Origin of the sequence: Psychromonas sp., assembly GCF_047632995.1 — a bacterium.
Taxonomy (GTDB): Bacteria; Pseudomonadota; Gammaproteobacteria; order Enterobacterales; family Psychromonadaceae; genus Psychromonas.
Window position 1 is genome coordinate 13,045 of record NZ_JBLIEK010000033.1, and the last position, 22,089, is coordinate 35,133.

The 22,089-nt window shown below is 41.5% G+C and carries 22 protein-coding genes and 1 pseudogene; 11 read left to right on the forward strand and 12 right to left on the reverse strand.

Features of this window, described 5'->3' with window-relative positions:
* Positions 1-260: 260 nt before the first annotated feature.
* Positions 261-542, forward strand: coding sequence for a peptidylprolyl isomerase (locus tag ACJAT7_RS07930; RefSeq protein ID WP_415226261.1), 282 nt, complete (start codon positions 261-263; stop codon positions 540-542).
* Here the strand turns inward: ACJAT7_RS07930 and ACJAT7_RS07935 are convergent.
* Both ACJAT7_RS07935 and ubiT read right to left on the reverse strand, forming a co-directional pair.
* Positions 539-970: a DUF6404 family protein gene (locus ACJAT7_RS07935; protein ID WP_415226262.1), complete on the reverse strand. Its 432-nt coding sequence runs from the start codon at positions 968-970 to the stop codon at positions 539-541. The genes ACJAT7_RS07930 and ACJAT7_RS07935 overlap by 4 nt on opposite strands.
* A 201-nt stretch (positions 971-1,171) precedes the next feature.
* Complete coding sequence (ubiT, locus tag ACJAT7_RS07940; RefSeq protein WP_415226263.1) at positions 1,172-1,696, reverse strand: ubiquinone anaerobic biosynthesis accessory factor UbiT; 525 nt, start codon at positions 1,694-1,696, stop codon at positions 1,172-1,174.
* A 172-nt stretch (positions 1,697-1,868) separates the two neighbouring features.
* On the opposite strand from ubiT, the gene ubiU reads away from it, so the two are divergent.
* Positions 1,869-2,864, forward strand: a complete 996-nt coding sequence (gene ubiU, locus ACJAT7_RS07945) for a ubiquinone anaerobic biosynthesis protein UbiU (RefSeq protein WP_415226264.1) — start codon at positions 1,869-1,871, stop codon at positions 2,862-2,864.
* A 15-nt stretch (positions 2,865-2,879) separates the two neighbouring features.
* Positions 2,880-3,755: a U32 family peptidase gene (locus ACJAT7_RS07950; RefSeq protein ID WP_415226265.1), complete on the forward strand. Its 876-nt coding sequence runs from the start codon at positions 2,880-2,882 to the stop codon at positions 3,753-3,755.
* Positions 3,756-3,813: 58 nt separating this feature from the next.
* On the opposite strand, the gene ACJAT7_RS07955 is transcribed toward ACJAT7_RS07950, so the two are convergent.
* Positions 3,814-5,091, reverse strand: coding sequence for a dicarboxylate/amino acid:cation symporter (locus ACJAT7_RS07955; protein WP_415226266.1), 1,278 nt, complete (start codon positions 5,089-5,091; stop codon positions 3,814-3,816).
* A 427-nt stretch (positions 5,092-5,518) separates the two neighbouring features.
* Between ACJAT7_RS07955 and ACJAT7_RS07960 the strand changes: the two genes are divergently transcribed.
* Complete coding sequence (locus ACJAT7_RS07960; protein ID WP_415226267.1) at positions 5,519-6,097, forward strand: DUF2057 domain-containing protein; 579 nt, start codon at positions 5,519-5,521, stop codon at positions 6,095-6,097.
* Between the two features lie 61 nt (positions 6,098-6,158).
* On the opposite strand, the gene ACJAT7_RS07965 is transcribed toward ACJAT7_RS07960, so the two are convergent.
* Positions 6,159-6,599: a TerB family tellurite resistance protein gene (locus ACJAT7_RS07965; RefSeq protein WP_415226268.1), complete on the reverse strand. Its 441-nt coding sequence runs from the start codon at positions 6,597-6,599 to the stop codon at positions 6,159-6,161.
* A gap of 334 nt (positions 6,600-6,933) precedes the next feature.
* Here ACJAT7_RS07965 and ACJAT7_RS07970 point away from each other — a divergent pair.
* The 5 genes and pseudogenes from ACJAT7_RS07970 to ACJAT7_RS07990 form a co-directional block, all read left to right on the forward strand.
* Positions 6,934-7,231 (forward strand): annotated as a pseudogene (locus ACJAT7_RS07970) (IS4 family transposase); the annotation flags it as partial.
* 363 nt (positions 7,232-7,594) lie between these two features.
* The gene (locus tag ACJAT7_RS07975) at positions 7,595-8,296 is read left to right on the forward strand and encodes a spondin domain-containing protein (protein ID WP_415226269.1); all 702 of its coding nucleotides are present in this window, start codon (positions 7,595-7,597) and stop codon (positions 8,294-8,296) included.
* Between the two features lie 12 nt (positions 8,297-8,308).
* Entirely contained in the window at positions 8,309-8,998 is a 690-nt protein-coding gene (locus tag ACJAT7_RS07980) for a spondin domain-containing protein (protein WP_415226270.1), read from the forward strand.
* 64 nt (positions 8,999-9,062) lie between these two features.
* Positions 9,063-9,755, forward strand: a complete 693-nt coding sequence (locus tag ACJAT7_RS07985) for a response regulator transcription factor (protein ID WP_415226271.1) — start codon at positions 9,063-9,065, stop codon at positions 9,753-9,755.
* Between the two features lie 27 nt (positions 9,756-9,782).
* Complete coding sequence (locus tag ACJAT7_RS07990; RefSeq protein WP_415226272.1) at positions 9,783-11,240, forward strand: sensor histidine kinase; 1,458 nt, start codon at positions 9,783-9,785, stop codon at positions 11,238-11,240.
* Between the two features lie 150 nt (positions 11,241-11,390).
* Here ACJAT7_RS07990 and ACJAT7_RS07995 read toward each other — a convergent pair whose 3' ends face one another.
* The 6 genes from ACJAT7_RS07995 to ACJAT7_RS08020 form a co-directional block, all read right to left on the reverse strand.
* A complete protein-coding gene (locus tag ACJAT7_RS07995; RefSeq protein WP_415226273.1) occupies positions 11,391-11,570 on the reverse strand; it encodes a hypothetical protein in 180 nt (59 codons plus the stop codon).
* 220 nt (positions 11,571-11,790) lie between these two features.
* Positions 11,791-14,286 carry an ATP-dependent Clp protease ATP-binding subunit gene (locus ACJAT7_RS08000; protein ID WP_415226274.1) on the reverse strand — a complete coding sequence of 832 codons (2,496 nt, stop codon included), beginning with the start codon at positions 14,284-14,286 and terminating at the stop codon, positions 11,791-11,793.
* A gap of 333 nt (positions 14,287-14,619) precedes the next feature.
* Positions 14,620-15,078: a hypothetical protein gene (locus ACJAT7_RS08005; protein ID WP_415226275.1), complete on the reverse strand. Its 459-nt coding sequence runs from the start codon at positions 15,076-15,078 to the stop codon at positions 14,620-14,622.
* A gap of 142 nt (positions 15,079-15,220) precedes the next feature.
* A complete protein-coding gene (locus ACJAT7_RS08010; RefSeq protein WP_415226276.1) occupies positions 15,221-15,715 on the reverse strand; it encodes a VF530 family DNA-binding protein in 495 nt (164 codons plus the stop codon).
* Between the two features lie 112 nt (positions 15,716-15,827).
* Positions 15,828-17,834 (reverse strand): cation:proton antiporter, encoded by a 2,007-nt coding sequence (locus tag ACJAT7_RS08015; RefSeq protein WP_415226277.1) that lies wholly within the window; start codon positions 17,832-17,834, stop codon positions 15,828-15,830.
* Between the two features lie 254 nt (positions 17,835-18,088).
* Positions 18,089-19,297, reverse strand: coding sequence for a class I SAM-dependent methyltransferase (locus ACJAT7_RS08020; RefSeq protein WP_415226278.1), 1,209 nt, complete (start codon positions 19,295-19,297; stop codon positions 18,089-18,091).
* A 211-nt stretch (positions 19,298-19,508) separates the two neighbouring features.
* On the opposite strand from ACJAT7_RS08020, the gene ACJAT7_RS08025 reads away from it, so the two are divergent.
* Positions 19,509-20,165, forward strand: coding sequence for an NAD(P)H-dependent oxidoreductase (locus tag ACJAT7_RS08025; RefSeq protein WP_415226279.1), 657 nt, complete (start codon positions 19,509-19,511; stop codon positions 20,163-20,165).
* Between the two features lie 135 nt (positions 20,166-20,300).
* Complete coding sequence (locus tag ACJAT7_RS08030; RefSeq protein ID WP_415226280.1) at positions 20,301-21,542, forward strand: leucine-rich repeat-containing protein kinase family protein; 1,242 nt, start codon at positions 20,301-20,303, stop codon at positions 21,540-21,542.
* Positions 21,543-21,654: 112 nt separating this feature from the next.
* Here the strand turns inward: ACJAT7_RS08030 and ACJAT7_RS08035 are convergent, their stop codons facing one another.
* Positions 21,655-21,867, reverse strand: a complete 213-nt coding sequence (locus tag ACJAT7_RS08035; protein WP_415226281.1) for a GDCCVxC domain-containing (seleno)protein — start codon at positions 21,865-21,867, stop codon at positions 21,655-21,657.
* A gap of 107 nt (positions 21,868-21,974) precedes the next feature.
* Positions 21,975-22,089, reverse strand: a 115-nt coding sequence (locus ACJAT7_RS08040) for a GlsB/YeaQ/YmgE family stress response membrane protein (RefSeq protein ID WP_415226282.1), incomplete at its 5' end; no start/stop codon positions are given.

Genomic DNA, 22,089 nt, shown 5'->3' on the forward strand with positions numbered 1-22,089 from the left:
ATTGCATCCATTTGTGCAACACTATGCTTTGATTACTACAATTTAAATCACATTTTCATTTAGTTAGGAGGAATTGATAGGGATAGCGCTACCTCAATCAAAGGTGACGGAATAATAAGGTAAAGGTAAACTTAGAATTGGCCTACGTTTTGTAGTGTCTCAATTCGTTATAAATAGCAAAGATAAACAGGCCCTAGTAATTGCCTCTCTGCTGAATTTGATTTATCGTGTACTAACTAACTCTATAAAAGGAAATAAACATGGCTCTAGCAAGCGCACGACATATTCTAGTAAATTCAGAAGAAAGCTGTATTGAACTTAAGCAACAAATTGAAGCTGGCAGCGATTTTGCTGAACTGGCGAAGCAACATTCAGCTTGTCCATCTGGTGCACAAGGGGGGGCTCTGGGTGAATTTGGGCCAGGTATGATGGTACCTGAATTTGATAAAGTGGCGTTTAACGCCCCTGTCGGTGTGGTTCAAGGACCTGTTAAAACACAATTTGGTTACCATCTGTTAGAAGTTACAAAACGCGACGACTAAGTTTTATTTACGCTAGGGGTTGGTTCTTCAGTAAAATCGGACCAATCTGACAAATGGTGGTGTGCTGCACTAAATTTGTAATATACCGCCATGCTAAAACCGAAAAAAAGCCCCACTGAACTGCTAACCAGCAGTGCGTAATAAACGGGTACATATCCAGTTTGCCACACAAGAAGCCACATGATCGCCCCCCAAATGGTAGTAAAAAAAAGTGTTTGGCTGGTAAAGTTGATCAAAAAACCACGGTAATGGGGAGGTGGAATTCGATAACCCAACTTTCTAAATAGATCTAATAGTGGAGGATTATAATTAGAAGGCCAAATAGCGGCATTTTCCAACTCTTGATGTGCTTTAGTTAATTTACTTTTAAATATCATCACTTGCTCTCTTGTGATCAAAGAAAGGTTTTTCCGTAATAAAAAACGCATTAACATTCCCTTTTCTGAACTAAATAATGGCAAAAAAGATGATCAATATACCCCTCTTTTTGTGGATTTGCATAAGCAACTATTTAATTTTAGAGATAACCACATAGCGATTGATTGGGATATAGAACAAAATTGTGAGGTGATAGAGATCAATTAAGGAACCGGTAAAAAACAGTAAATTACCTGTTCCCTTATGACTAATCAGGCGGTAACGACTTTTATTTCAGGATCAAGTAATCCTTGCTGAACAAAGCTTGAAAAGCTTCCAATCGCTTTTTTGGCTAGAGGCGATAAATTATCAAAATCAATATTCTCCAGTAGATTTTTTATCTCCAGTCCAAGCTCAGTATCTCCCTGAATCGATAAGCGGCGTTGGAAGAATAACGTATCCGGATCTTCTTTTCGTCCGGCGATTAAAATCAATTCATTTACCGCACCTGAGAAGGTGACATCTTCCTGTTCACAATGGTCTGCGATAATAAGTTTCCCTTCCGCAAAACTCAAAAACCAGGTTAGTTTGAGATCAGTGACTTCAACTTTTAACCATTTATCCTGTAAAAAGAGCAGTTCCCCCTCATCTAATGCTTCGGCGAACACTTTATCTAATAAATCTGATAATAACTTTTTTTGCACAAAAAAAGGAATAAATGAACTTGGAATAGCAAGTAGCTTTGGGGTATTGATAACGACTTGGTGATGAATGTTTGCAAACATAGATTTAAACATAGAGACTCCGCTGATTATTATGGACAGATTATAAAGCTTAACTGCATAAAGATACTGGCCTAAATCAAAATAGTATTTATATGTTAACTACTTTAGAGATACCTGCCCTATATCAATACATGAATATGTCATTTTTTTACAATTGCGCAACTTGATCTAGTTAGGAGCTTTAATGGAACTTCTCTGCCCGGCAGGTAGCTTACCGGCCTTAAAAACCGCCATAGATTGTGGCGCAGATGCTGTTTATGTCGGTTTAAAAGACGACACTAATGCACGCCACTTTGCAGGTTTAAATTTTACTGATAAAAAACTGCTCCAAGGTGCCCAGTATATTTCCGATCATCATAAGCAGCTACATGTTGCTATTAACACCTTTGCACATCCCGGCGGTGAAAAACGCTGGCAGAATGCGGTCGATAAGTGTGTTGATTTAGGCGCCAATGCGGCCATTATCGCTGATATTGCGACACTTGATTATGCCGCGAATAAATACCCTGAACTTGAACTGCATCTTTCGGTGCAGGCGTCTGCAACGAATACCGCAACCATCGATTTTTATAAAGAACATTTTAATATTAAACGCGTTGTCCTGCCGCGCGTGCTCTCTATTCAACAAGTAAAACAACTTGCCAGAAATACGACTGTTGATCTGGAGGTTTTTGCCTTTGGGAGTTTATGTATTATGGCTGAAGGGCGTTGTTATTTATCATCCTATTTTACCGGCGAATCACCCAATACAGTGGGCGCCTGCTCTCCTGCAAAGTTTGTCCGTTATCAGGAAACAGATAAGGGTCTGGAAACGCGTTTAAACGATATTTTGATAGATCGTTATCAAGACGGTGAAAAAGCAGGTTACCCTACGCTCTGTAAAGGTAAATTCAATGTTGAAAATAATCTTTATCATGCCCTTGAAGAGCCAACCAGTCTAAATACCCTGCCGATCTTACCCGAACTAATGAGTGCGGGTATCTGCTCCGTTAAAATAGAGGGCCGTCAGCGAAGTGCCGCTTATGTAGAGCAAATTACCCGTGTTTGGCGAGAGGCTATTGATACTTATAAAGCCAACCCGGAAATGTACCAGGTAAAAGAGCGGTGGAACACTGTGCTTGCAAATGTATCTGAAGGCACCCAAACAACACTGGGTGCATATCATCGTAATTGGCAATAAATTTAAGGAAATAGTGTGAAATTATCATTAGGCCCCCTGCTCTATTACTGGCCCAAACCTACGGTAGAGAACTTTTATCAACAAGCATTAAACAGTGAAGCAGATGTTATCTATTTAGGTGAAACTGTGTGCAGTAAAAGGCGCGAATTAAAAACCCGCGACTGGATTGAACTTGCCAAAGCGTTAGAGGGGCAAGGTAAAGAGATTATTCTGTCGAGCATGGCCCTTTTGGAAGCGCCATCTGAAGTTAAAATATTACGCCAACTTTGTGAAAATGGCACTATAAAAGTGGAAGCAAATGACGTTGCTGCCATCCAGCTATTATCTAAAAGTAAACTCCCCTTTGTATGTGGTCCTGCGATTAACTGCTATAACGCCAGCGTTATTAAACTCTTTGTTAATAAAGGAATGCAACGTTGGGTGATGCCCGTCGAGTTGTCTCGAGATTGGTTAGCCAAAACATTGAATGACTGCGAGGATTTAGGTATTCGATCGCAATTTGAAGTTGAAGTTTTTGCTCATGGTTTTATGCCCTTGGCATATTCTGCCCGCTGTTTTACCGCCCGGTCGGAGAACAAAAGCAAAGATGATTGCGAATTATGCTGCATTAAATATCCAAACGGACGTCCAGCAAGCACGCAAGAAAATCAGCAAGTTTTCCTGTTAAATGGCATTCAGACACAGTCCGGCTACTGCTACAATCTTATCAATGATCTGCCTTCGATGCGTGGTTTAGTGGATCTGCTCCGTATCAGCCCATCTGGTATTGAAAGCTTTGCAACACTGCAGCAATATAGAGAAATGGTCAATGGTGCGGATAAGCATTGGCCACTTGATAGTAAAGAGTGCAATGGTTTTTGGCACCAAATAGCGGGGCTGGAAATACAATAAACCATAAAAAAGGAGCTTATTAAGCTCCTTTTTTTGTGATTAAATCCAGCTGCTAATTTTAAGCGACGTTCTGTTCCGCCTGCTTATTGATTGGCATCACTTCTGCCTCAGTCTGACTTTCCGGATTAAATTTATCTACGATAACCGCACAGGCTGCATCACCCGTAATATTTAATGCGGTACGTATCATGTCGAAAATACGGTCCAGAGCAAACAATAACGGTAACCCTTCAATAGGAATACCGGCAGCCAGCAACACAGCAACAACAAGGAAAGAAGGCCCTGGTACGCCAGCCTGACCGATTGCACCTATGGTGGCGGTAAGCACAATTGCAGTATAAGCGGCGATATTAAGATCTACATGAAATATCTGAGCGAAAAATACAGCAACAAGACCGTAGTAAATAGCATTACCACTCATATTAATAGTCGCGCCCAACGGCAATACAAAAGACGCGGTAGAATTAGAAATATTGAGCTCTTTTTCCACTGTATCCATGGTCACAGGCAGGGTTGCCATAGATGATGCAGTTGAAAGTGCGACAGCTTGGGGACGTTTCATGGCGGACATAAAGCGGCCCACAGGCATATCGGAAAAAAGTTTAACAAGTAACGGGTAAACACCAAAACCAAAGATCAAAATGGCGCCAACATAAACAATAAATAACTGCATTACCGTTGTTAATACATCAAAGCCGAACGTCCCTACTGCTTCAGCCATAAGTCCGAATACACCAATCGGTGCTATACGCATAACTACGTTGATCATCCAAACAAAAGCATCAACTAAACCGTTAAGCATATTTAACAGCGGCTGGCGGCGACTGTTTTCCACTTTAGACAACGCAATACCTAAGAACAGACAGAAAACCAATATTTGTAGGATATTCGCATTGTTTAATGATTGAAAAATATTAGTTGGTATCATGCCTAATAGGGTTTGAGATAGACCGGGTACCGCACCTTTATCAGCATATTCATTAGAGAAAAGCCCCTGCATACTCGATAGATCAACGCCTACACCAGGCGTAAAAACTTCACCCATAAAGATGGCTAACGCCACCGCTAAAGCAGAAGTCAGCATAAAAAAGACAAAGGTGCCAATACCGATTTTACCTGCCGCAGGACTATCACCTAAATTTGCAGCACCGGTAATAATAGCCACTGCAACCAGTGGAATAACAAGCATCTTGATTAAATGGATAAATATTGCACCAAGAGGCGCAAACATCGCAGCCGATTCGCCCATATAGGCCCCGACCACGGTGCCGATTAGCATGGCGATAACCACTTGAGTTCCTATATTGGAAAGTAGTCCTTTATGTTTTTTTAGCACGTTGCATCCTTAAAATTAATAAAATCAGTATATAAACAGTGTTGGACATTCATTTAAAATATAACCGCACTATTTATCAGTGGGTCAACTTACCACTACGACAACTGTCTTTCTTGATGGAACGCAATAATATATTAAAACATACTGATTTATTTGGCTTGATTCTGTGGTCGCGCAGAGAATAAGCAAAACTGTTTATTTTCAGTACAACAACTAATAGCGCTATTTTGATGTAGTCTGCAAAGCAAGCCTCGGCAAACAGTAAAAACAAAGTGACTCAAACAGCCGTTGCCATTAAATTTATGGATAAATCCTAACGCTATTAGAAACAAACTGAGTGAGATCATTTTTCCTGCTATCATTCACTTACGAGTGTTTATGACTTGTACTCAAGCGTTAACAGCAATATAAATAAGGGAAAATATAGATGAAATATTTAATTCTGTTTGTGTCATTAATCCTGCCATCGTTATGTAACGCCGCCATATTGACTGGCGTTAATGGGGTAGAAATATTGGCGGTAGATGGCCAAAAAATTGAAAGCACTTTTTTTACAAGTAAAGCGCCTGAAGTATCACCAGGAGACCATCAAGTGGTGGTCAGGTATGCAAATAGTTTCGGGAAAAGCGAGATAATGGAAAGTAAACCTCACATTTTCACTGTTAATATTGAGGGGAATAGCGAAATCACAGTGGAAAATATAAACAGTCAAAGCCAAGCTGAACATGCTATACGCAAAGGGTTCACTTGGATTGTAAAATATAATAATGGTCAAACTAAAAAAATAATCGCAAGCGATACTCTTTCAGGCGAAGGATATCTGCCTTATCGAGATATAGAAAAACTCATTGATACTTACAATCAAGAGCAAGGCATTTCAATGGCTTCATCTACCGTTACAGCGGGACAAGGCAGAGCAGAGAAACTTATCGAACTCTATAATTTGGCAAGTAAAGAGGAAAGAAAAGCATTCAGGATTTGGCTGCTTGAGCAGGATCTAAAATAACAATATTTAGGGCGCTGCAGTGATCAGCGCGCCCTACTTGTGTCGTGAAGATATTAATTTATCAAGAAGGCATAGCGGCTAGCTTCGTACGAATAAATTCATTATGTTCAACATAAATCAGTCTAGCGACCTTACGAATAATGGACTCTTCTATTGGATCTAAATGGTTATCAGAATAAGCCACTTCCCACATTGCGGCGATTAATTTAATACGTGTAGGATGGTCTAAATCACCTAATTGCGAAGTGAAATCAAACAATGAATTAGATGATTTTATTTGCTGTTTACCGATTTCCAATAACTCTTTTGCTTTATCATTTCCGATTAAAAGCAGCTTGCATAATGTTCTTTCTACCGCCGCTTGCTCCTCTTCAGAAATGTTATGATTCGCATTACAAACTTCACATAATAAAGAGACGATGGCGACAGTATGATCGTCACTGGATTCTGGCTCAACGGGCTCTCGAATTGTATTTAAAAATTCTTTAATCTTTGCAATCATATACTTAACTCTTTTTATTTATATTAAAAATAATATCGATACTTTTTAGAAGCAAAAAATAAACATACAGTGCAATAATGGTGCTGAATCTATTTTGGATTTAAATTAGAGCCAAATATGGCTAACAAGTTCCATTCTACCCCCTTTAAGCCATAAAAACAGATTGCGCCGTGATAGCAAATAGAATAATCACCCAAGTAAATCAATAATGATTTTCTGTATTGCCATATTTATACCAAAGCCTGACGAATCCCTTCGAAAATAAAGCAAGAACAATGGCATAAGGGGAACGATTTCCATAGCTAATTGTGATCATATTACTTCACCAAAAACAATAGAGCACACTAGCTATGAAAATCTTAGATATAGTACACAACAACATCGCCGCTGCCTATATTCAGTTCGGCTTAACACGCTATTTATCTTTGTTTCATCAGGTATGCGCGACCAATGAGTATCGGTTACTTATCTAGGAAGAGGCCTAAAGAATCAATCTAAAACAACCAACAAGAATGATATCAAACGGTCAGATCGTCTTATTGGTAACGCTCATCTGCATTCTGAACGAACGCAGGACGAGTCAACTTATCGGTAGCAATCCACATCCCATTATTTTAGTTGATGGGTCTCCGTCAATGGTCAGCTTGTTGCACCACCTCGGCAGCGGGATAATAAAGTTGCTGTTTAGAATCTGACATAACATCTCCATGTAACCAAATTGTTAACAGAGTATAGAAAACGTCTTACCGAGGCTGGCCATTTTTAGTAAAATGTGTGATAAAGGCGCAACTATTTTGTTACTAGCAATGCGCCAAAGCAGTCAGTTGATAGGATTTACCTGCCATTAATTTGTTTCCAGCCCTACCCCATACTCCCTCCCCATTTTCTGCAAAAAATTGGGATACTTTTGTGATAACTTAATCATCGCTGTGAGATATCTATTACTTAGACTGTAGTTAGTTAATAACCGTAGTTACTTAATAAAGGAGACAGCCATGAAAATTAAACAAACGATTCAGTCAATATCTGTTCTATCAACGTTACTAATAGCATCCCAAGTAAACTCCGCTGAGCTTGAGGTTAAATTGCTCAATTTAACCCATGCTATTGCATTCACACCAGTATTGGTGGCCGCGCATGACCAGCAAACCTCATTATTTCATTTAGGTGAAACGGCAACAACGGCTTTGCAAAAAATGGCCGAAGGCGGTGATACATCAGCGTTAAAAACTGCGGTGAGTGCAGCTTCTGGGGTTAATTTAGATTTAACCACGATGCCAACGCTTGCCGGCGTTACCTCTATGGGGATGATAGACACGGGTGCAAACATGTATTTATCGTTAACGGCTATGATGCTACCCACTAACGATGGTTTTGTCGGCTTAGATAGTTGGAAAATCCCAAGCGAAGCAGGCACGTACACAATCATGTTAAATGCTTATGATGCAGGGACAGAGATCAACGATGAAATTATCAATGGAGGCGGCGCACCGGGCAGCGCCGGCATTCCAGCCGATCCAAGTGGCAATGCAGGCACAGGGGCAACGGGCGCAAGTAGCTACGAAGCAAACGATAACGTGCATATACATCCTGGTAATATCGGTGATACAGATGCCACGGGAGGGATTTCTGATGTCAATAGCACAATTCATAGATGGTTAAACCCTGTCGCTAAATTGGTTGTTACTGTTAAGTAAGGGAGATATTTCATGAAAAATATTAATCGACAACATGGTAAATATTTAGCATTGCTCGCACTGACTACAACTTTAGCGGCTTGCGATGACAATAATGACAATAACGATATGGCACTGCCTTTTATTTATGAAGTTACATTAATGAACATAACGCAAGGGCAAATTTTTTCACCACCAGCATTAATGACTCATGCTGTAGATATGAAGTTATGGCAAACAGGCGAAACAGCAAGTCTGGCCTTAGAATCGTTGGCTGAAGGTGGCGATACGAGTCAACTTATCGCATTAAACGGCATTCAACAAAGCCAAGTCAGTAGTACGGCAGTTACACCTGGAGATACGATAACCTGGACGCTTGAAGTAGCGCAAGGCGCACCACTTAGTGTGAGCCTTGCCACCATGTTAATTAATACTAACGATGGATTCACGGGGTTCACAGATATGGACTTAAGCGCATTGGCCCTTGGCGACAGCTATCAAAAAATGTTAATGGTTTATGATGCCGGCACTGAAATGAATGATGAAGTTGCCCTGCCGGGCTCGGGTGGTGAAGCCTTCAATGCCAGTCGTATTGGTGATGTAAACAGAGTTTATGCGCATGCGGGGGTATTGACAGAAAATGAGTTAACTGGCTCTGTTTTACTAGCAGAGCATAAGTTCGATAACCCAGCTGGCAAATTAATTATCAAACGTATGCAATAAAATAGCGCGTTAGCTGCTCTTATCTATATCAACAGGCAATCAATAGATAAGAGTAGCGAAACTGATGACAAAAAAAATATTGCTGGTAGAAGATAATCAAGACATCGCAAATATTATTTCAATTAATTTATCTATGCTAGATCACCAAGTACACGTATTTAATGATGGTGGAGAAGCCTATAAACACCTCAATCAGAATTACGATTTAGCCATTTTAGATATTATGTTACCCGGTACAGATGGGCTTAAATTGTGCAAACGACTGCGTCAATTACAGCCTGATGTGCCAATTATTATGCTAACGGCTAAGTCCTCCGAATTAGATATAGTCACCGGATTAGAAAATGGTGCCGATGATTATTTAACGAAACCATTTTCGGTTTTAGAGCTGCAGGCCAGAGTAAAAGCACATTTACGGCGCAGTGCTAATAAACAGCAAGAACAAGATCAAAACAAACAAATTTTACAGTTTGGCGATTTGGTAATAGATCCGAATTTATATCAAATAAAACTCGCAGATAACGTACTCGATATTAGCGCCAAAGAGTTTGAGCTCTTATATTTTTTAGCACAACAACCGCAAAGAGTGTTTAGCCGTGAACAATTACTCGATAAAATTTGGGGATGCCGACATGAAGGTTCAGCGCACACCGTCAATTCAACCGTAAACCGCCTTCGCTCCAAACTAGAAACAGATCCAGCCAACCCATTCTGGTTAAAAACGGTTTGGGGGGTGGGTTATAAATTTTCCCATTAGGTCATTTGATATTAACTGAGGTAAACCATGTTTCGCTCTCTCGCTAGTCAACTCGCACTCATAATTGGCGCGCTATTTTTAGTCGCTACATTCGCATTGTTTCAATGGTACTTTCATAGTAGCGAACAATTTGCTGATGAAGTTGAGCAAATGTTGCACCGTGATTTAGCGGCTCATATAGTTCATGATGACGCAAAATTAAATGCGGGTATTATTGAAGCGAGTAATTTAATGCCCGTCTTTCATACACAAATGTTGCTTGGTCCCGAATGGGAGTTTTATGCTTTAGATGTCACTGGTAAAATACTGGCCTACTCAGCCCCGGAAGGCGTAGTGAAGCTAGATAAAGTAAATTTAAACCCGATTAAACGTTATTTAAGTGGACACGATTTGCCGCTATATGGCGATGATCCGCGTACACCAAACACGCAAAAAATATTTTCAGTCAGCCCAATCTATTCGCTTGCGCAACAAACACAAGGTTACTTATATGTGATTATTGGTGGGCAAAAGCGCGATACAGCTACTGCTTTGCTTTCAGGCAGTAAAGTATTAAAAGACAGTGCGTTAATTTTAGGAGCGACAATTCTTTTTGGGCTCATTGCCATGTTATTAGCTGTCTCCGTTATTACTAAACCGCTTAAAAGATTAAGCCAACGCAGTTTACAATATGTGAACAATGATTTTGCCAATCTAAGCCCCTCTCATCATTCACGGTTTGCCAGCAAAGAGATTCAAGATTTAGAGAACAGTTTTATCTCTGCAGCACAACATATTAATCATCAATTGAGTCAAATAAAAACCACAGAGCAATTAAGACGTGAGTTGTTGTCACATATCTCGCACGATTTTAGAACCCCACTGACAGCATTAAATGGTTATTTAGAAACGTGGTTAATTAGCGAAGAAAATAAACGCAGCCCTGAGCTTATTGAATTAGCGCTTAAAAATGGTCAACAAATTAATCAATTAGTAGAGCAACTTTTTGAATTGGCGCGCCTGGAGAGTGGTGATATTGAGTTTTTTCCAGAGCCTGTAAATGTGGTTGAGCTCGCCTATGATGTGATGCAGCGACTGCGTTACCAAGCAGATAAAAAACGCGTTGAGCTAAGTGTAAAAGTGGACAGCCAAAGAGGCATTATTGCCTATGCGGATATCAGTAAATTAGAGCGTGTTTTGGTAAATTTAATTGATAATGCCATTCGCCATACCCAAGCCAGCGGTGCGGTTAAACTTGAGATAAATGATTATCAAGACAAAGTGCAAATGTGCATAATTGATAATGGTAAAGGCATTCAACATGATGAATTAGAAGCTATTTTTAAACCAAAATACCGCGGCAGCAATACTGAAGATAGCTTGACAAATGCAGGATTAGGACTGTCCATAGTCAAACGTTTATTAGAAATGCACAACAGCATTATTACCGTCTCTAGCCAACCGGGTATAGGCAGTCAATTCAGATTTGAGTTAGCGAAAAAATAATTTAGAATCAACACTCAAAGTAGAGTGTTTTATGTCAGCAGTTATCGATTTGGTCATTTATTTTACTGCTAAAAGTTCAAAACAAAATTGACGTATTTTTAATGCTGGATTCATCTTTTTGTTGTTGCTTTATTTGTTTTCAGACAATCATTATAATTCCGGAATTTGATGCATGAAAAAGGCGAGTAATACAGATAAGTACATATTAAACGACAGTTTTTTTATACCTTTGGTTTCCATTTTAATAAGCCATGGTTGTTCATAAAGTGCATTAAGTCGTTCAAATATATAACGATGGGCACCTTCTTTGCAGGTGAATATCCCATGCATATTATACTCTTTGAGCAGATTAAAAATGGCCGTTTGTGAGAATAGATCGTCACCGCCAATCAGTATTGCGTTACAGCATTCGGTAAGGGATCAACCATTACCTTCTTGCTGCACCTTATTCTGGCCTCCGAGCTGAGTCCTGATAAAGCATCTTGAGGTATCATGGGTATATAGGGGCTGAGAAGTGATATACGCAAACAAATAGCAGATATTAACTTCTTTAATCAGATTCAGAAACGCGCTTGCCGTTAATTATAAATACTATCTCATTATCTTTTATTTTTACGTGAATTTGGCTGTTATCCGGACATTGCCCCTGCACTATTTTCATGGCCAAAGGATTTTCTATTTGCCGTTCCACTTCACGCCTTAGTGGGCGAGCGCCGTAAACCGGATCAAAACCGTCCTCTGATAGTTTATTGATGACACTTTTATCCACTTTCAGAATAATCCCTTTAAGTTTCATCCTATCTTGCAATTCATTTACAAACATCTCTGCGATCTGGAGCACATGCTCTTTTTCCAAATAGTGGAAAACGATAATATCGTCCAATCGATTGAGAAATTCCGGTTTAAAGAATTTCTTAACTTCATGCATAACTGTCTGCTGCGCTTCTTTATAGTTAGGCATTTGTGAGTGGACAAATCCGATGCGCCGCTTGTCGGGCGACAGCGCTTCGGTACCTAAGTTAGAGGTCCCTATGATTAAGGTGTTGCGAAAGGAAACCATCCGGCCCTGTGCATCGGTGAGCTGACCATCTTCGAGTATTTGCAGTAACATATTAAACACATCAGGATGAGCCTTTTCCATCTCATCCAATAACACCACGGTATACGGATTATGACGTACGCGCTCCGTTAATTGTCCGCCCTCTCCATAACCTATATATCCTGGTGGCGCCCCGATCATTTTAGAGACTTCATGGCGCTCCATGTATTCCGACATATCTAAGCGAATTATTCTTGATTCGTCGTCCAATAGAAAGGCAGCCAAGGCACAAGCCAGTTCGGTTTTACCGACTCCAGTAGGCCCTAGAAAAAGGAATGAGCCAATAGGACGTTGACTTGAGGTGATCCCGGCCCGGTTTCTGCGAATAGCATCCGCCACCGCGTGAACAGCATCCTGCTGTCCTACAATCCGTTGATGCAGTTTTTCCTCCATTTTGGCTAATTTATCTGACTCGGATTCCACCATGCGTGCCATTGGGATACCTGTCCAGCGAGCTACAACCTCTGCAATATCATCTTCTTTGACCATTGAGTCTTCTTTATCTCTTCCTTGCTGCCATTCATTACGTGCGCTTACAAGCTCTTTTTCGACTTTAAGTATTTCCATCTGCTGGTGCGCGGCCAGTTCGAAATTCTGGGCATTGAAGGCATCCGTTTTATTGCGCAGTAAGTCCTGATGTTGCCGTTCAAGATCGCGTAAATTTCGCGGGATAGTGGTAAGGCGAAGATGCTTACGCGAGCCCGCTTCATCGATCAAATCGACCGCTTTGTCAGGTAGACGGCGATCCATAATATAGCGCTCAGCAAGCCGTGCCGCGGCCTCGAATGCGATTGGTGCATAAGTTACCTGATGGTGCATTTCATAGCGCGGGCCGATCCCCTTTAATATGGCGATCGTATCCTCTATATTTGGCTCTCTGACTAATATCGGGTGAAAACGCCGTTCCAACGCCTTATCTGCTTCAATATATTTGCGATATTCATCTAGGGTATCGGCGCCGATAACCTGCAGTGTTCCCTGAGCCAATGCCGTCTTGAGCAGACTGGGAGCATCCAGCCCTCCAGCACTTGCTCCCGCGCCGACCACAGAGTGTAATTCATCAATAAACAGAATAACCTTGCCACTGGCCTGAATAACGGCATCACGCACAGACTTTAAGCGCTCTTCAAATTCACCGCGCATAGCAGCACCCGCAACCAGTTCCCCCATATCCAAAGAGAGCACGCGTTTATTGAGCAGGGTCTCTGGCACGTCAGCCGCCACAATCCGTTGTGCCAACCCTTCAACGATCACTGTTTTACCGACGCCCGGCTCACCTATAAGGACGGGATTATTCTTCTTACGGCGGGAAAGTGTTTGTATAATTAGCGCTATCTCATCTTCACGCCCGATAACGGGATCCAATTCTCCTTTGCGCGCCTTCTCAGTAAGATCATTAGTATAGGTTTCCAGGACATCTTTCTTGCTTTCTGCATCTCGGCTTTTGAGTGTCCGCCCCCCCCTGCTATTTTTTAGAGACTCACGTGCCTGCTCAGCAGTGATCCCCTCTTTTCTCAGCAGCACAGCAGTATGGCCTACATCTTTGTCAAAAAGGGCAATAAACAAGGCACCCGTACCAATATAATCATCACCCAGACTTTTTGCCTCTCCATAGGCAATGCGGAATGCTTCAGCGACCTCTTGTGAGGCAACAATTTGCGGTGGCGATTGCGTAGCGCCTTTTTGATACTGCTGCCGTATTTTCCCAACCATACGATTAGCAGCGTCATTAGCATCAGGCAGCAGATCGACCAATATCTTGTGCGCTTCGCTATCTTCTTGAGAAAGTAAGGCCAGCAACAAAAAATCGGGGGTGAGTACATTCTGCTGTAGCCCCGCAAGTTCAGCAAAGGCCATCTCTAAACAGGAAATAACCTTTTGCGTGCTCTTCTGTATATAATTATGAAATATTACTCCGTTTCCCGCAGGAGTGTCCCAATCAGCCATAGCACAATTCCTATGTTGTTATCTCTTCGACCAGTACGACCTAAATTTGCAGCTAACTCATAATATTAGTGTAGTACCCGAAGAAAACTCTGCATTTTAAGTCGCTTAATAAAGGATCTTTAATGTTTTGTATTACTGGAGAAAAATAGTTTTGCTATTACAGAAGGTGAAATTTCGTTGCAGGAAGGATAAGGTTTGATAAGTAATTGCGGATTTAGCTTCGCTTTAAAGCCAGTAGTGCTAGTAGTGCTAGTAGTGGCAAGTCATAATATACGACCTACCACTAAATAGTATTTGCTATAAATCTAAGTCAATGACCTTGAAAGCTCAGATTTATACGCTCGGAAAACGAATGACAACATCCACTTTAGTCGACATTGAGGCGCCAAGCGTTTGCATTTTTTCTGGCGCTAAAATAACGATGCCGTTATGTGTAGCGATATTTTTAAATAAGTTGTTTAGATCAAAGCCAGTGTCGCGTTCGTGGCTTCGTTTCAATGCTGTTTTATTTGCAAATAAGAGGTCCGCTTTTTCAAACAAAAGTATATCCTGACTGGCTTTCGCCTCTGTGAATAGATTTGTTGTATAAGATTCCGATTGTTTATCAATAATCGCCGTAGATAACTGCACTTTCTTCTCGGCAGCCCGCTCTATATCATCTGTTACAGCGATGAGAGCGCTCGGGCTTGCCCCGTTTAATGTGATAAGAAAACGCGTTCTGCGTTTAGCAAGCAGAGACACATCGTCCAAAAAGTGCTGATAACTTTTACTTAGGTATTCTATAATTTGCATTTTTTTTCCATATTTGTAGATTTTATTCTGAGTGTATTACAATTTTCACTGCCGCCAGTGTAGCAGTTTCTTGTGTAAAAAGTTCACTTGAGATATGTGCTTTATGCACGCATCTTATTACTGGCATCTGCCCTTAGTCTGACTATTTATTCCATGGATTTGATGGATCGTAAGGCGCTTCTGAATTATTTGCGCTCCCCTTAGTTGCATGACTCGCTTTATGTGCAGGCTTAAAACTTTTTCTATTGGACGGCGCTTGTCTTGGTGCAGTCTTCTCTTTATGTGCAGAAGCGGCTTTAGCCTGCGAAAGTTTTATCGATTCAACGGTTAAAACCATCGGCTCACGCGGCACGATAGAGAGCGGGAAAACACGCTCTCGGGGGGGCAATTCAAACTCTTCATCATTGGGTCTTGGCATACGCTTATAACGGGACAGATAAAAACCTTCTAGTTTTTCTCTTGCCCACTCTGTTTTGCGAAGAAACTTAAGGCTGCCTTCAATGGATGGGTTAGTCTTAAAACAGTGGAAACGCATCGCCGCAGCGAGAATGTTCCAGCCATAAAATTCGACAAGTTCAGTCAGTAAAACTTCTAATTTAAGGCCGTGTAACGGGTTATTCTGTTGCTCTTCTATCATTGTTGTTCCTAAAACGGTCATATTTAACGGTATCAGCCGTTATTATACGGCTAGCGGGGGGCAGATGGATACAAAATAATAATTTGCATCGCTATGACAACGCCCTATCGCCTTATAATTCGATTGTTCTTAATAACTGATTGATCCGATCAGCATCGGCTTCCGATATAAGGGACTGCTGCAGATATTCCTGTAAATACTCGGCTTCTGCTGTCTGTAAATAGTTTATCACTAATTGACGCTGGACTTTAGCTGCAATAATGGGGTGTTGGCTATCTATCATGGCTATCTTTTGCTCGCAGTTGTCCAACCAGCCTTGCCATATTTTTTGCACACTTTTGCCAACGGTCTCGGGTATGGTTTTATCTTTAGATTCTATTTGTAATTCTTCCAGTACCTTATTGCAGCTAATCAGTCTCGCCCACGCCATCTCATATTCTAACTCGACAAGCTCACTGGAACGGCGACCTCTTTTTGGCATTACCCTTTGTAATAGATTGAACACTTGTTTAGGCAGTAGCGAAAATGTCGGTCTTTTATATTGGTGACGGATAGCTTCCACCTGCTCATCAAGTGAGTTTTTGAGCTGGTCAAAAACAATACCTCTAATCAAGCCTTGATCAAAAAGGCGATATAAAAACCCTATCTCGATAGTCGCGCAACGTAACATAAGTCGATTCCATACACCGACCGGCCCGACTTCAATGCTCAACAGATGCTGTAATTGCTTATCTTGCGCTTCGATCATGGGGAGAAGCTTAAGTGTCAACGCTTGTGGCGCACCGGTATTAGCGAATGTTGAATTGAGCAGCGGTTGTAACGATTTTTTACCGTGACGCAAGGTTGCCAGTGCCAGTTCTGCGCTGGCTATCTGAACATTAATGTCGGGTTCTTTAGGCGCAAGATAAGTGACCAGCGGGCGAATAAGTAAGCCCTGAATCAGGGTTGTAAAAAAAACCACGCTGATAGCGACAGATAAAATTATTTCATCTCCCATCAAACTTACTAATCCCATCGCCAGCGCCATAGTTACCGCCCCGCGCATTCCTCCCACAAAGACAATATGACGAAATTCGATAGGCGTAGTTTTGGCTTGTTGTTGTAGATAACCTGTCTGCGGCAGCAGCCAGTATGCTATCAACGCGCGTGACAACCACAGTCCAGCAAGCACAATCAGGGCAATATCTATATTTTCCCAGATCAGGGACAAATCCATCCACAATCCAACAATAAGAAATATGCTCGCAGTGGCAAGATAAGAGAGGTAAGACCAAAAATGGTTGAGGTACTGCTGAGATATATGTGAAATAGGCAACGGCGCTCTAATTGCTAACGTAATACCGGCTGTGGTAGTTGCGATTATGCCGCTTGCATGCAGCACTTCTTCGGCAATAAGATAGCTCGCAAATGCCAAAATAAGGCTGAGACTTATCTCTAAAAACGGATTGTCCGGAATATTTTTTTGCAATAATAGCAGAAGATGGGCAAGTAACCAGCCGCACAGTGCACCGCCGCCGAGGGTTAAAATAAAAATGGCGCTGCCATTCCCCAAAACAGGCCAAAAGCTATCCGAAAAAGCAAAACTAACCACCAGTATTTTAGTCAACATGATAGCGGTCGCATCGTTAAACAGGCTTTCACCCTCAATTAACATAATCAGATCTTTAGGGGCACCAAGTTGACGAAATGCGCTGATAACGGCACTGGGATCGGTTGCACTTAAAACTGCGCCGAGCAATAAAGCCAGATGCCAGTTAAGCGGTGTAAACCAGCCAATAATAGCTGCAACAATGAGGGTTGAAATAAGTACGCCTGGCAAAGCAAGTACAAAAATAGCAAGTCGATTTGCATTTAATTTACTGATATCTAAGTTGTACGCTGTTTCAAAGACCAATGTCGGCAAAAGCAGAAAGAGGATAATGTCATGCGCTATCTCTTTTGTGGTCAGAATTTTCAATGGCAGGGAGAGATAGTCCTGAGCCAGATGCAGTAAAAGCCCAGTAACAACAAGCAGAATCGGATAAGGGATGCGGGTGATCTTTGCCAATGGCTGGGTAATGGCCGCCGTGCATAGCAAAACGAAGAGAGTGATAAATATTGCGGGAATTTCATAATCCATCAGAAATACCTTCTAATAATCCCAAACTAAAGCGAATATGCCTGTAGGTTGCATGAGTGCTGTAAAGCGGCTAGCTCACAAAAAAAGTTTTAAAACATAACTACAACATAACTACAGCATAGTAGAGAATGAATGTTTTTAAGGAGAGGTAGCCTGCTTTTTGTGGCGGGATTTACAAAGGTTAAAGAGGTCAGCGGCGAGTGCCCTACTCAACCTCTGCGGATAATAAACAGAGGCTTGACGGATTGATTCTATTAAACTTCGTTTTGCTTGCTATTCTCTGCTAACAAGGTCTCCAGGCAATGCTCTTTAATACCGTAATAATTTTTAATATCAGCAATCTGGCGCAATATTTCACTTTTTTCCTTGCCGTTGTGCTGGTTCTTTTTAATCGCCAAAATCATTTTATTTTTATTGGTGTGTTCAAGGCTGATAAATTCAAACACCTTGGTTGTGTAGCCGTAAGCTTCTAGAAATAGAGCGCGTAATGAATCGGTCACCATTTCCGCCTGCTGCCCCATATGCACGCCATACTGCAACATAGGTTTAAATAACGCCGGGCTGTGCATTTGCGGACGTATCTGTTTATGGCAACAAGGTGAACACATAATAATGGCGGCGTTCGCTTGAATACCATAGTTAATCGCATAGTCGGTGGCAATATCGCACGCATGCAGTGCAATCATCACATCCGTTTGTTTCGGTGCGTGTGTTTTCACATCACCGCAAACAAATGACAAGCCGTGATGATCCAGTGTTGCAGCGGTTTCATTACATAAATCGGCCAACCCTTGGCGTAATTCAACCCCGGTCACCTGCGCATCATTATGCAGGCTATGACGCAAATAATCATGGATTGCAAAGGTTAAATATCCCTTGCCGGAGCCAAAATCAACGACATTAACAGGTTCCCCTTTGTTGCAGGCTGAAACCTCTAATGCCTGACCAAACACCTCAATAAATTTATTGATCTGTTTCCATTTTTTCGACATGGCGGGAATAAGATTCTGCTGCTTGTCTGTAATGCCCAATTGAGTCAAAAATGGCCGTTTAATATCGACAAAACGTTTTTTATCACGGTTGTGTTGTAACTGGCTATCAGCGTTTTCTTTTACCTTATGCGTGGTTATTTTCAGTTTACCTTTTTTGCTGATCTCTACTTGAATTTCAGCACCTGCAAGGGTCAGATAGGCACTTTTAAAATCGCTGCTTAACAACGATTTTATAATCTCGACACCTTCATCATAACCGTAGTTTTTAGTGATGTGATTTGTTTGATGCTGATAGACAAAGCAAAGTACAGGTTCATTTTGCAGTGTAAGGGGGCGAATGGTTAACCGTTCTAAGCTCTTATCTGCACCTTTGTATTTACTTAATAGCAGTTTTGTCAGACTATTATCTTTTAGGCTGGCGGCCAATAGTTGGTAAAAGTCATCAAGAGAAGTGAGCGCAGAAAGAGGCATAAATATTTCCAAAAAAGATCAAAACAATAAACAGGAAGACCATTCTAACAGTTATCTGTTATGAATAGAAAATTCTTGGCGGTTTACCGGCAATCGTTCCCCCCAGTAGACTAGGTTACTAAAAGTTAACTCATTGACTTGTGTGCCTTGCAATACAATAATCAGGCTATTTAACGCACAAGAACATTAAATTAAGAAAGGTAAATCCATTATGAAAGATGCAATTATTCAAGATCTGCAACAACGTTACACTGCAAAAAAATATGATCCCAGTAAACGAGTATCCCAGCAAGATCTCGCTATTTTAATTGAAGCGCTGCGCTTATCTGCATCATCGATTAACTCGCAACCGTGGAAATTTATCGTTATTGAGTCAGAGCAAGCGAAGCAAAGGATGCATGATTCATTCGCCAATATGTATCAATTTAATCAGCATCATATTAAGGCCTGCTCTCATGTGATTTTATTTGCACATAAAATGGAATATACACGTGCTGATTATGAAGGCGTTATCAATAAAGGGATCCAGGATAAACGTCTTACAGAAGCGCAAAAAGAGGCTGCATTTGCAGTTTACGCTTTTGCTGAAGCAAATAAAGATGCGAACGGTCAACACAGCGCTTGGACCAAATCGCAAACCTACCTTGCTCTTGGTAATGCTCTGCATACTCTGGCACGTTTACATATCGACTCTACACCGATGGAGGGGGTTGATACCCAGCTATTAAATGAGATTTTTGCTGATGAGCTGGCGGGATATGAATGCCATGTAGCACTGGCTATTGGATATCATCATGAAAGTGAAGATTACAATGCGGCGCTGCCGAAATCGCGTAAAGCGTTAGAAGAGGTGGTTACTGTTCTTTAACCACTATATCGACAATTAGAAGCCTGTATAAGAGCAGGTTTCTTGCGCCTTTTAAACTGTTTTCCTTCTTCTACACTTTTGGATCGCTTTCAAGTAGACTGGCCGCCGTTTTGTATTAAGCCTGGAGCCATTATCTTGCACACTCTCTCTCAGTTAAAATCTGGCGAACTAGCTGGCATTAAACACCTGAAATTAGCAGAAGATTTAACCTCTTTTCCCGTAGAAATATTATCGTTGGCCGACAGCTTAGAAATTCTTGATCTGTCCGGCAATCAATTAACCTCATTACCAGCCACTTTCGGACAACTACAAAAGCTTAAAATCATTTTCGCCTCAAATAATCTATTTACAACGCTACCCGAAGTGCTTGGTCAATGCCCTGACTTAGAAATGGTAGGATTTAAATCCAATAAAATAAGTCTGGTCTCAGAAAATGCATTACCGAATGCATTACGTTGGCTTATCTTAACCGATAACCAGCTTGAAACTCTGCCTGATGCGCTGGGCTGGCGGCCGCGGCTACAAAAATTAGCATTAGCGGGCAATCGCTTAACAGCGCTGCCGCAAACATTGGCTTTGTCGAGTAACCTTGAATTAGTGCGGATTTCAGCCAACAAACTGACAGAATGTCCAGATCAGTTACTGGCTCTGCCTAAACTTGCCTGGTTTGCCTTTTCAGGTAACCCCTTTAGTCAGTCGGATATTAGTGTTCAATCTATCCCAGCAATCCCTTCATCGAGTTTCACGCTGCAAGAAGTATTGGGTCAAGGTGCATCCGGGGTTATTTCCAAGGCGACTTGGCATAAAAAGCAGACCAGATTCCCAGAGCAAATCGCTGTAAAAGTTTTTAAAGGATCAGTTACTAGCGATGGTTATCCAGAAGATGAGTTACAAGCATGCTTACAGGCTGGCAATCATCCAAACTTGATTCAGCCCTTGGCACAGGTCAATGAAAACGGATATTTGGCCTTGATAATGAGCCTGATCCCCGCGCACTATCGCAATTTAGGATTACCACCCTGTTTTAAAACATGCACCCGGGACACCTTCCAACAGGATTTCACCCTATCCATTGACGATATTGATAAAATCGTTGCACAGATGGATGATCTTTTTGCGCACCTTCATTCACTGCAGGTATGTCATGGGGATCTCTACGCCCATAACACCCTCTTTGATGATCAGGCCAATATTATTTTCGGGGATTTTGGTGCCGCCACTATCTATCATATGCTGACAGAAAAACAGCAAGCGCAAATCAAGCGGATTGAATATCGCGCGCTGCTTCATTTCATTGATGATCTGTTAACTGTTTGTATCCAGGAAGATAAGCACAGCAATAAATTTAAGCAGCTCAAGCAACGGATAACTCAGTAAACTATCTTCATTCATCTTGGAGAGTTCTGGGCCGGAATACAGGACGCCAACTAGGAGCCGCGCAGAACGTACAGCGTATTAGTTTTCACAATGCTGCTGATTGTTATGCGCGTTACCCACAACAGCTATTACTTTGCTGAACAGGTGGGCATTTCACTGTACCGTAAGAGCAGAAAACACAACAATCTCCGGGTAACGGCTTGAGCAGCTTATGACATGAAGTACACTCATAAAAGAACTGACATGCATCAGTTGCCATTACTTCTGTTTTTTTGCCCCCACAATGCGGACAGGTAATAACCGACGTTAGAATTATGGCTGACATGATGAATCCTTAGCGGGTGATGAGCATAAAGAATAGAGTGAGTAGCTCCTCCTTATCAGGCCATATAGGGAGGCAACATCTCAATAGTGGTTGAACCTGATATTAAGTTAGGCCTTCTTGATTAAATTAATGACAAATAACAAAATAATAGCGCCCACAGTGGCTGTAATTATAGAGCCTATTATCCCGCCTGCCGTTAAGCCTAGGAAGCTAAATACAGAC

Bases quoted from the DNA above. Each gene is read 5' to 3' on its own strand.
- ACJAT7_RS07930 (WP_415226261.1), top strand. From the start codon at position 261: ATGGCTCTAGCAAGCGCACGACATATTCTAGTAAATTCAGAAGAAAGC.
- ACJAT7_RS07935 (WP_415226262.1), bottom strand. From the start codon at position 970: ATGCGTTTTTTATTACGGAAAAACCTTTCTTTGATCACAAGAGAGCAA.
- ubiT (WP_415226263.1), bottom strand. From the start codon at position 1,696: ATGTTTAAATCTATGTTTGCAAACATTCATCACCAAGTCGTTATCAAT.
- ubiU (WP_415226264.1), top strand. From the start codon at position 1,869: ATGGAACTTCTCTGCCCGGCAGGTAGCTTACCGGCCTTAAAAACCGCC.
- ACJAT7_RS07960 (WP_415226267.1), top strand. From the start codon at position 5,519: ATGAAATATTTAATTCTGTTTGTGTCATTAATCCTGCCATCGTTATGT.
- ACJAT7_RS07965 (WP_415226268.1), bottom strand. From the start codon at position 6,599: ATGATTGCAAAGATTAAAGAATTTTTAAATACAATTCGAGAGCCCGTT.
- ACJAT7_RS07975 (WP_415226269.1), top strand. From the start codon at position 7,595: ATGAAAATTAAACAAACGATTCAGTCAATATCTGTTCTATCAACGTTA.
- ACJAT7_RS07980 (WP_415226270.1), top strand. From the start codon at position 8,309: ATGAAAAATATTAATCGACAACATGGTAAATATTTAGCATTGCTCGCA.
- ACJAT7_RS07985 (WP_415226271.1), top strand. From the start codon at position 9,063: ATGACAAAAAAAATATTGCTGGTAGAAGATAATCAAGACATCGCAAAT.
- ACJAT7_RS07990 (WP_415226272.1), top strand. From the start codon at position 9,783: ATGTTTCGCTCTCTCGCTAGTCAACTCGCACTCATAATTGGCGCGCTA.
- ACJAT7_RS07995 (WP_415226273.1), bottom strand. From the start codon at position 11,570: ATGCATGGGATATTCACCTGCAAAGAAGGTGCCCATCGTTATATATTT.
- ACJAT7_RS08000 (WP_415226274.1), bottom strand. From the start codon at position 14,286: ATGGCTGATTGGGACACTCCTGCGGGAAACGGAGTAATATTTCATAAT.
- ACJAT7_RS08005 (WP_415226275.1), bottom strand. From the start codon at position 15,078: ATGCAAATTATAGAATACCTAAGTAAAAGTTATCAGCACTTTTTGGAC.
- ACJAT7_RS08010 (WP_415226276.1), bottom strand. From the start codon at position 15,715: ATGATAGAAGAGCAACAGAATAACCCGTTACACGGCCTTAAATTAGAA.
- ACJAT7_RS08015 (WP_415226277.1), bottom strand. From the start codon at position 17,834: ATGGATTATGAAATTCCCGCAATATTTATCACTCTCTTCGTTTTGCTA.
- ACJAT7_RS08020 (WP_415226278.1), bottom strand. From the start codon at position 19,297: ATGCCTCTTTCTGCGCTCACTTCTCTTGATGACTTTTACCAACTATTG.
- ACJAT7_RS08025 (WP_415226279.1), top strand. From the start codon at position 19,509: ATGAAAGATGCAATTATTCAAGATCTGCAACAACGTTACACTGCAAAA.
- ACJAT7_RS08035 (WP_415226281.1), bottom strand. From the start codon at position 21,867: ATGTCAGCCATAATTCTAACGTCGGTTATTACCTGTCCGCATTGTGGG.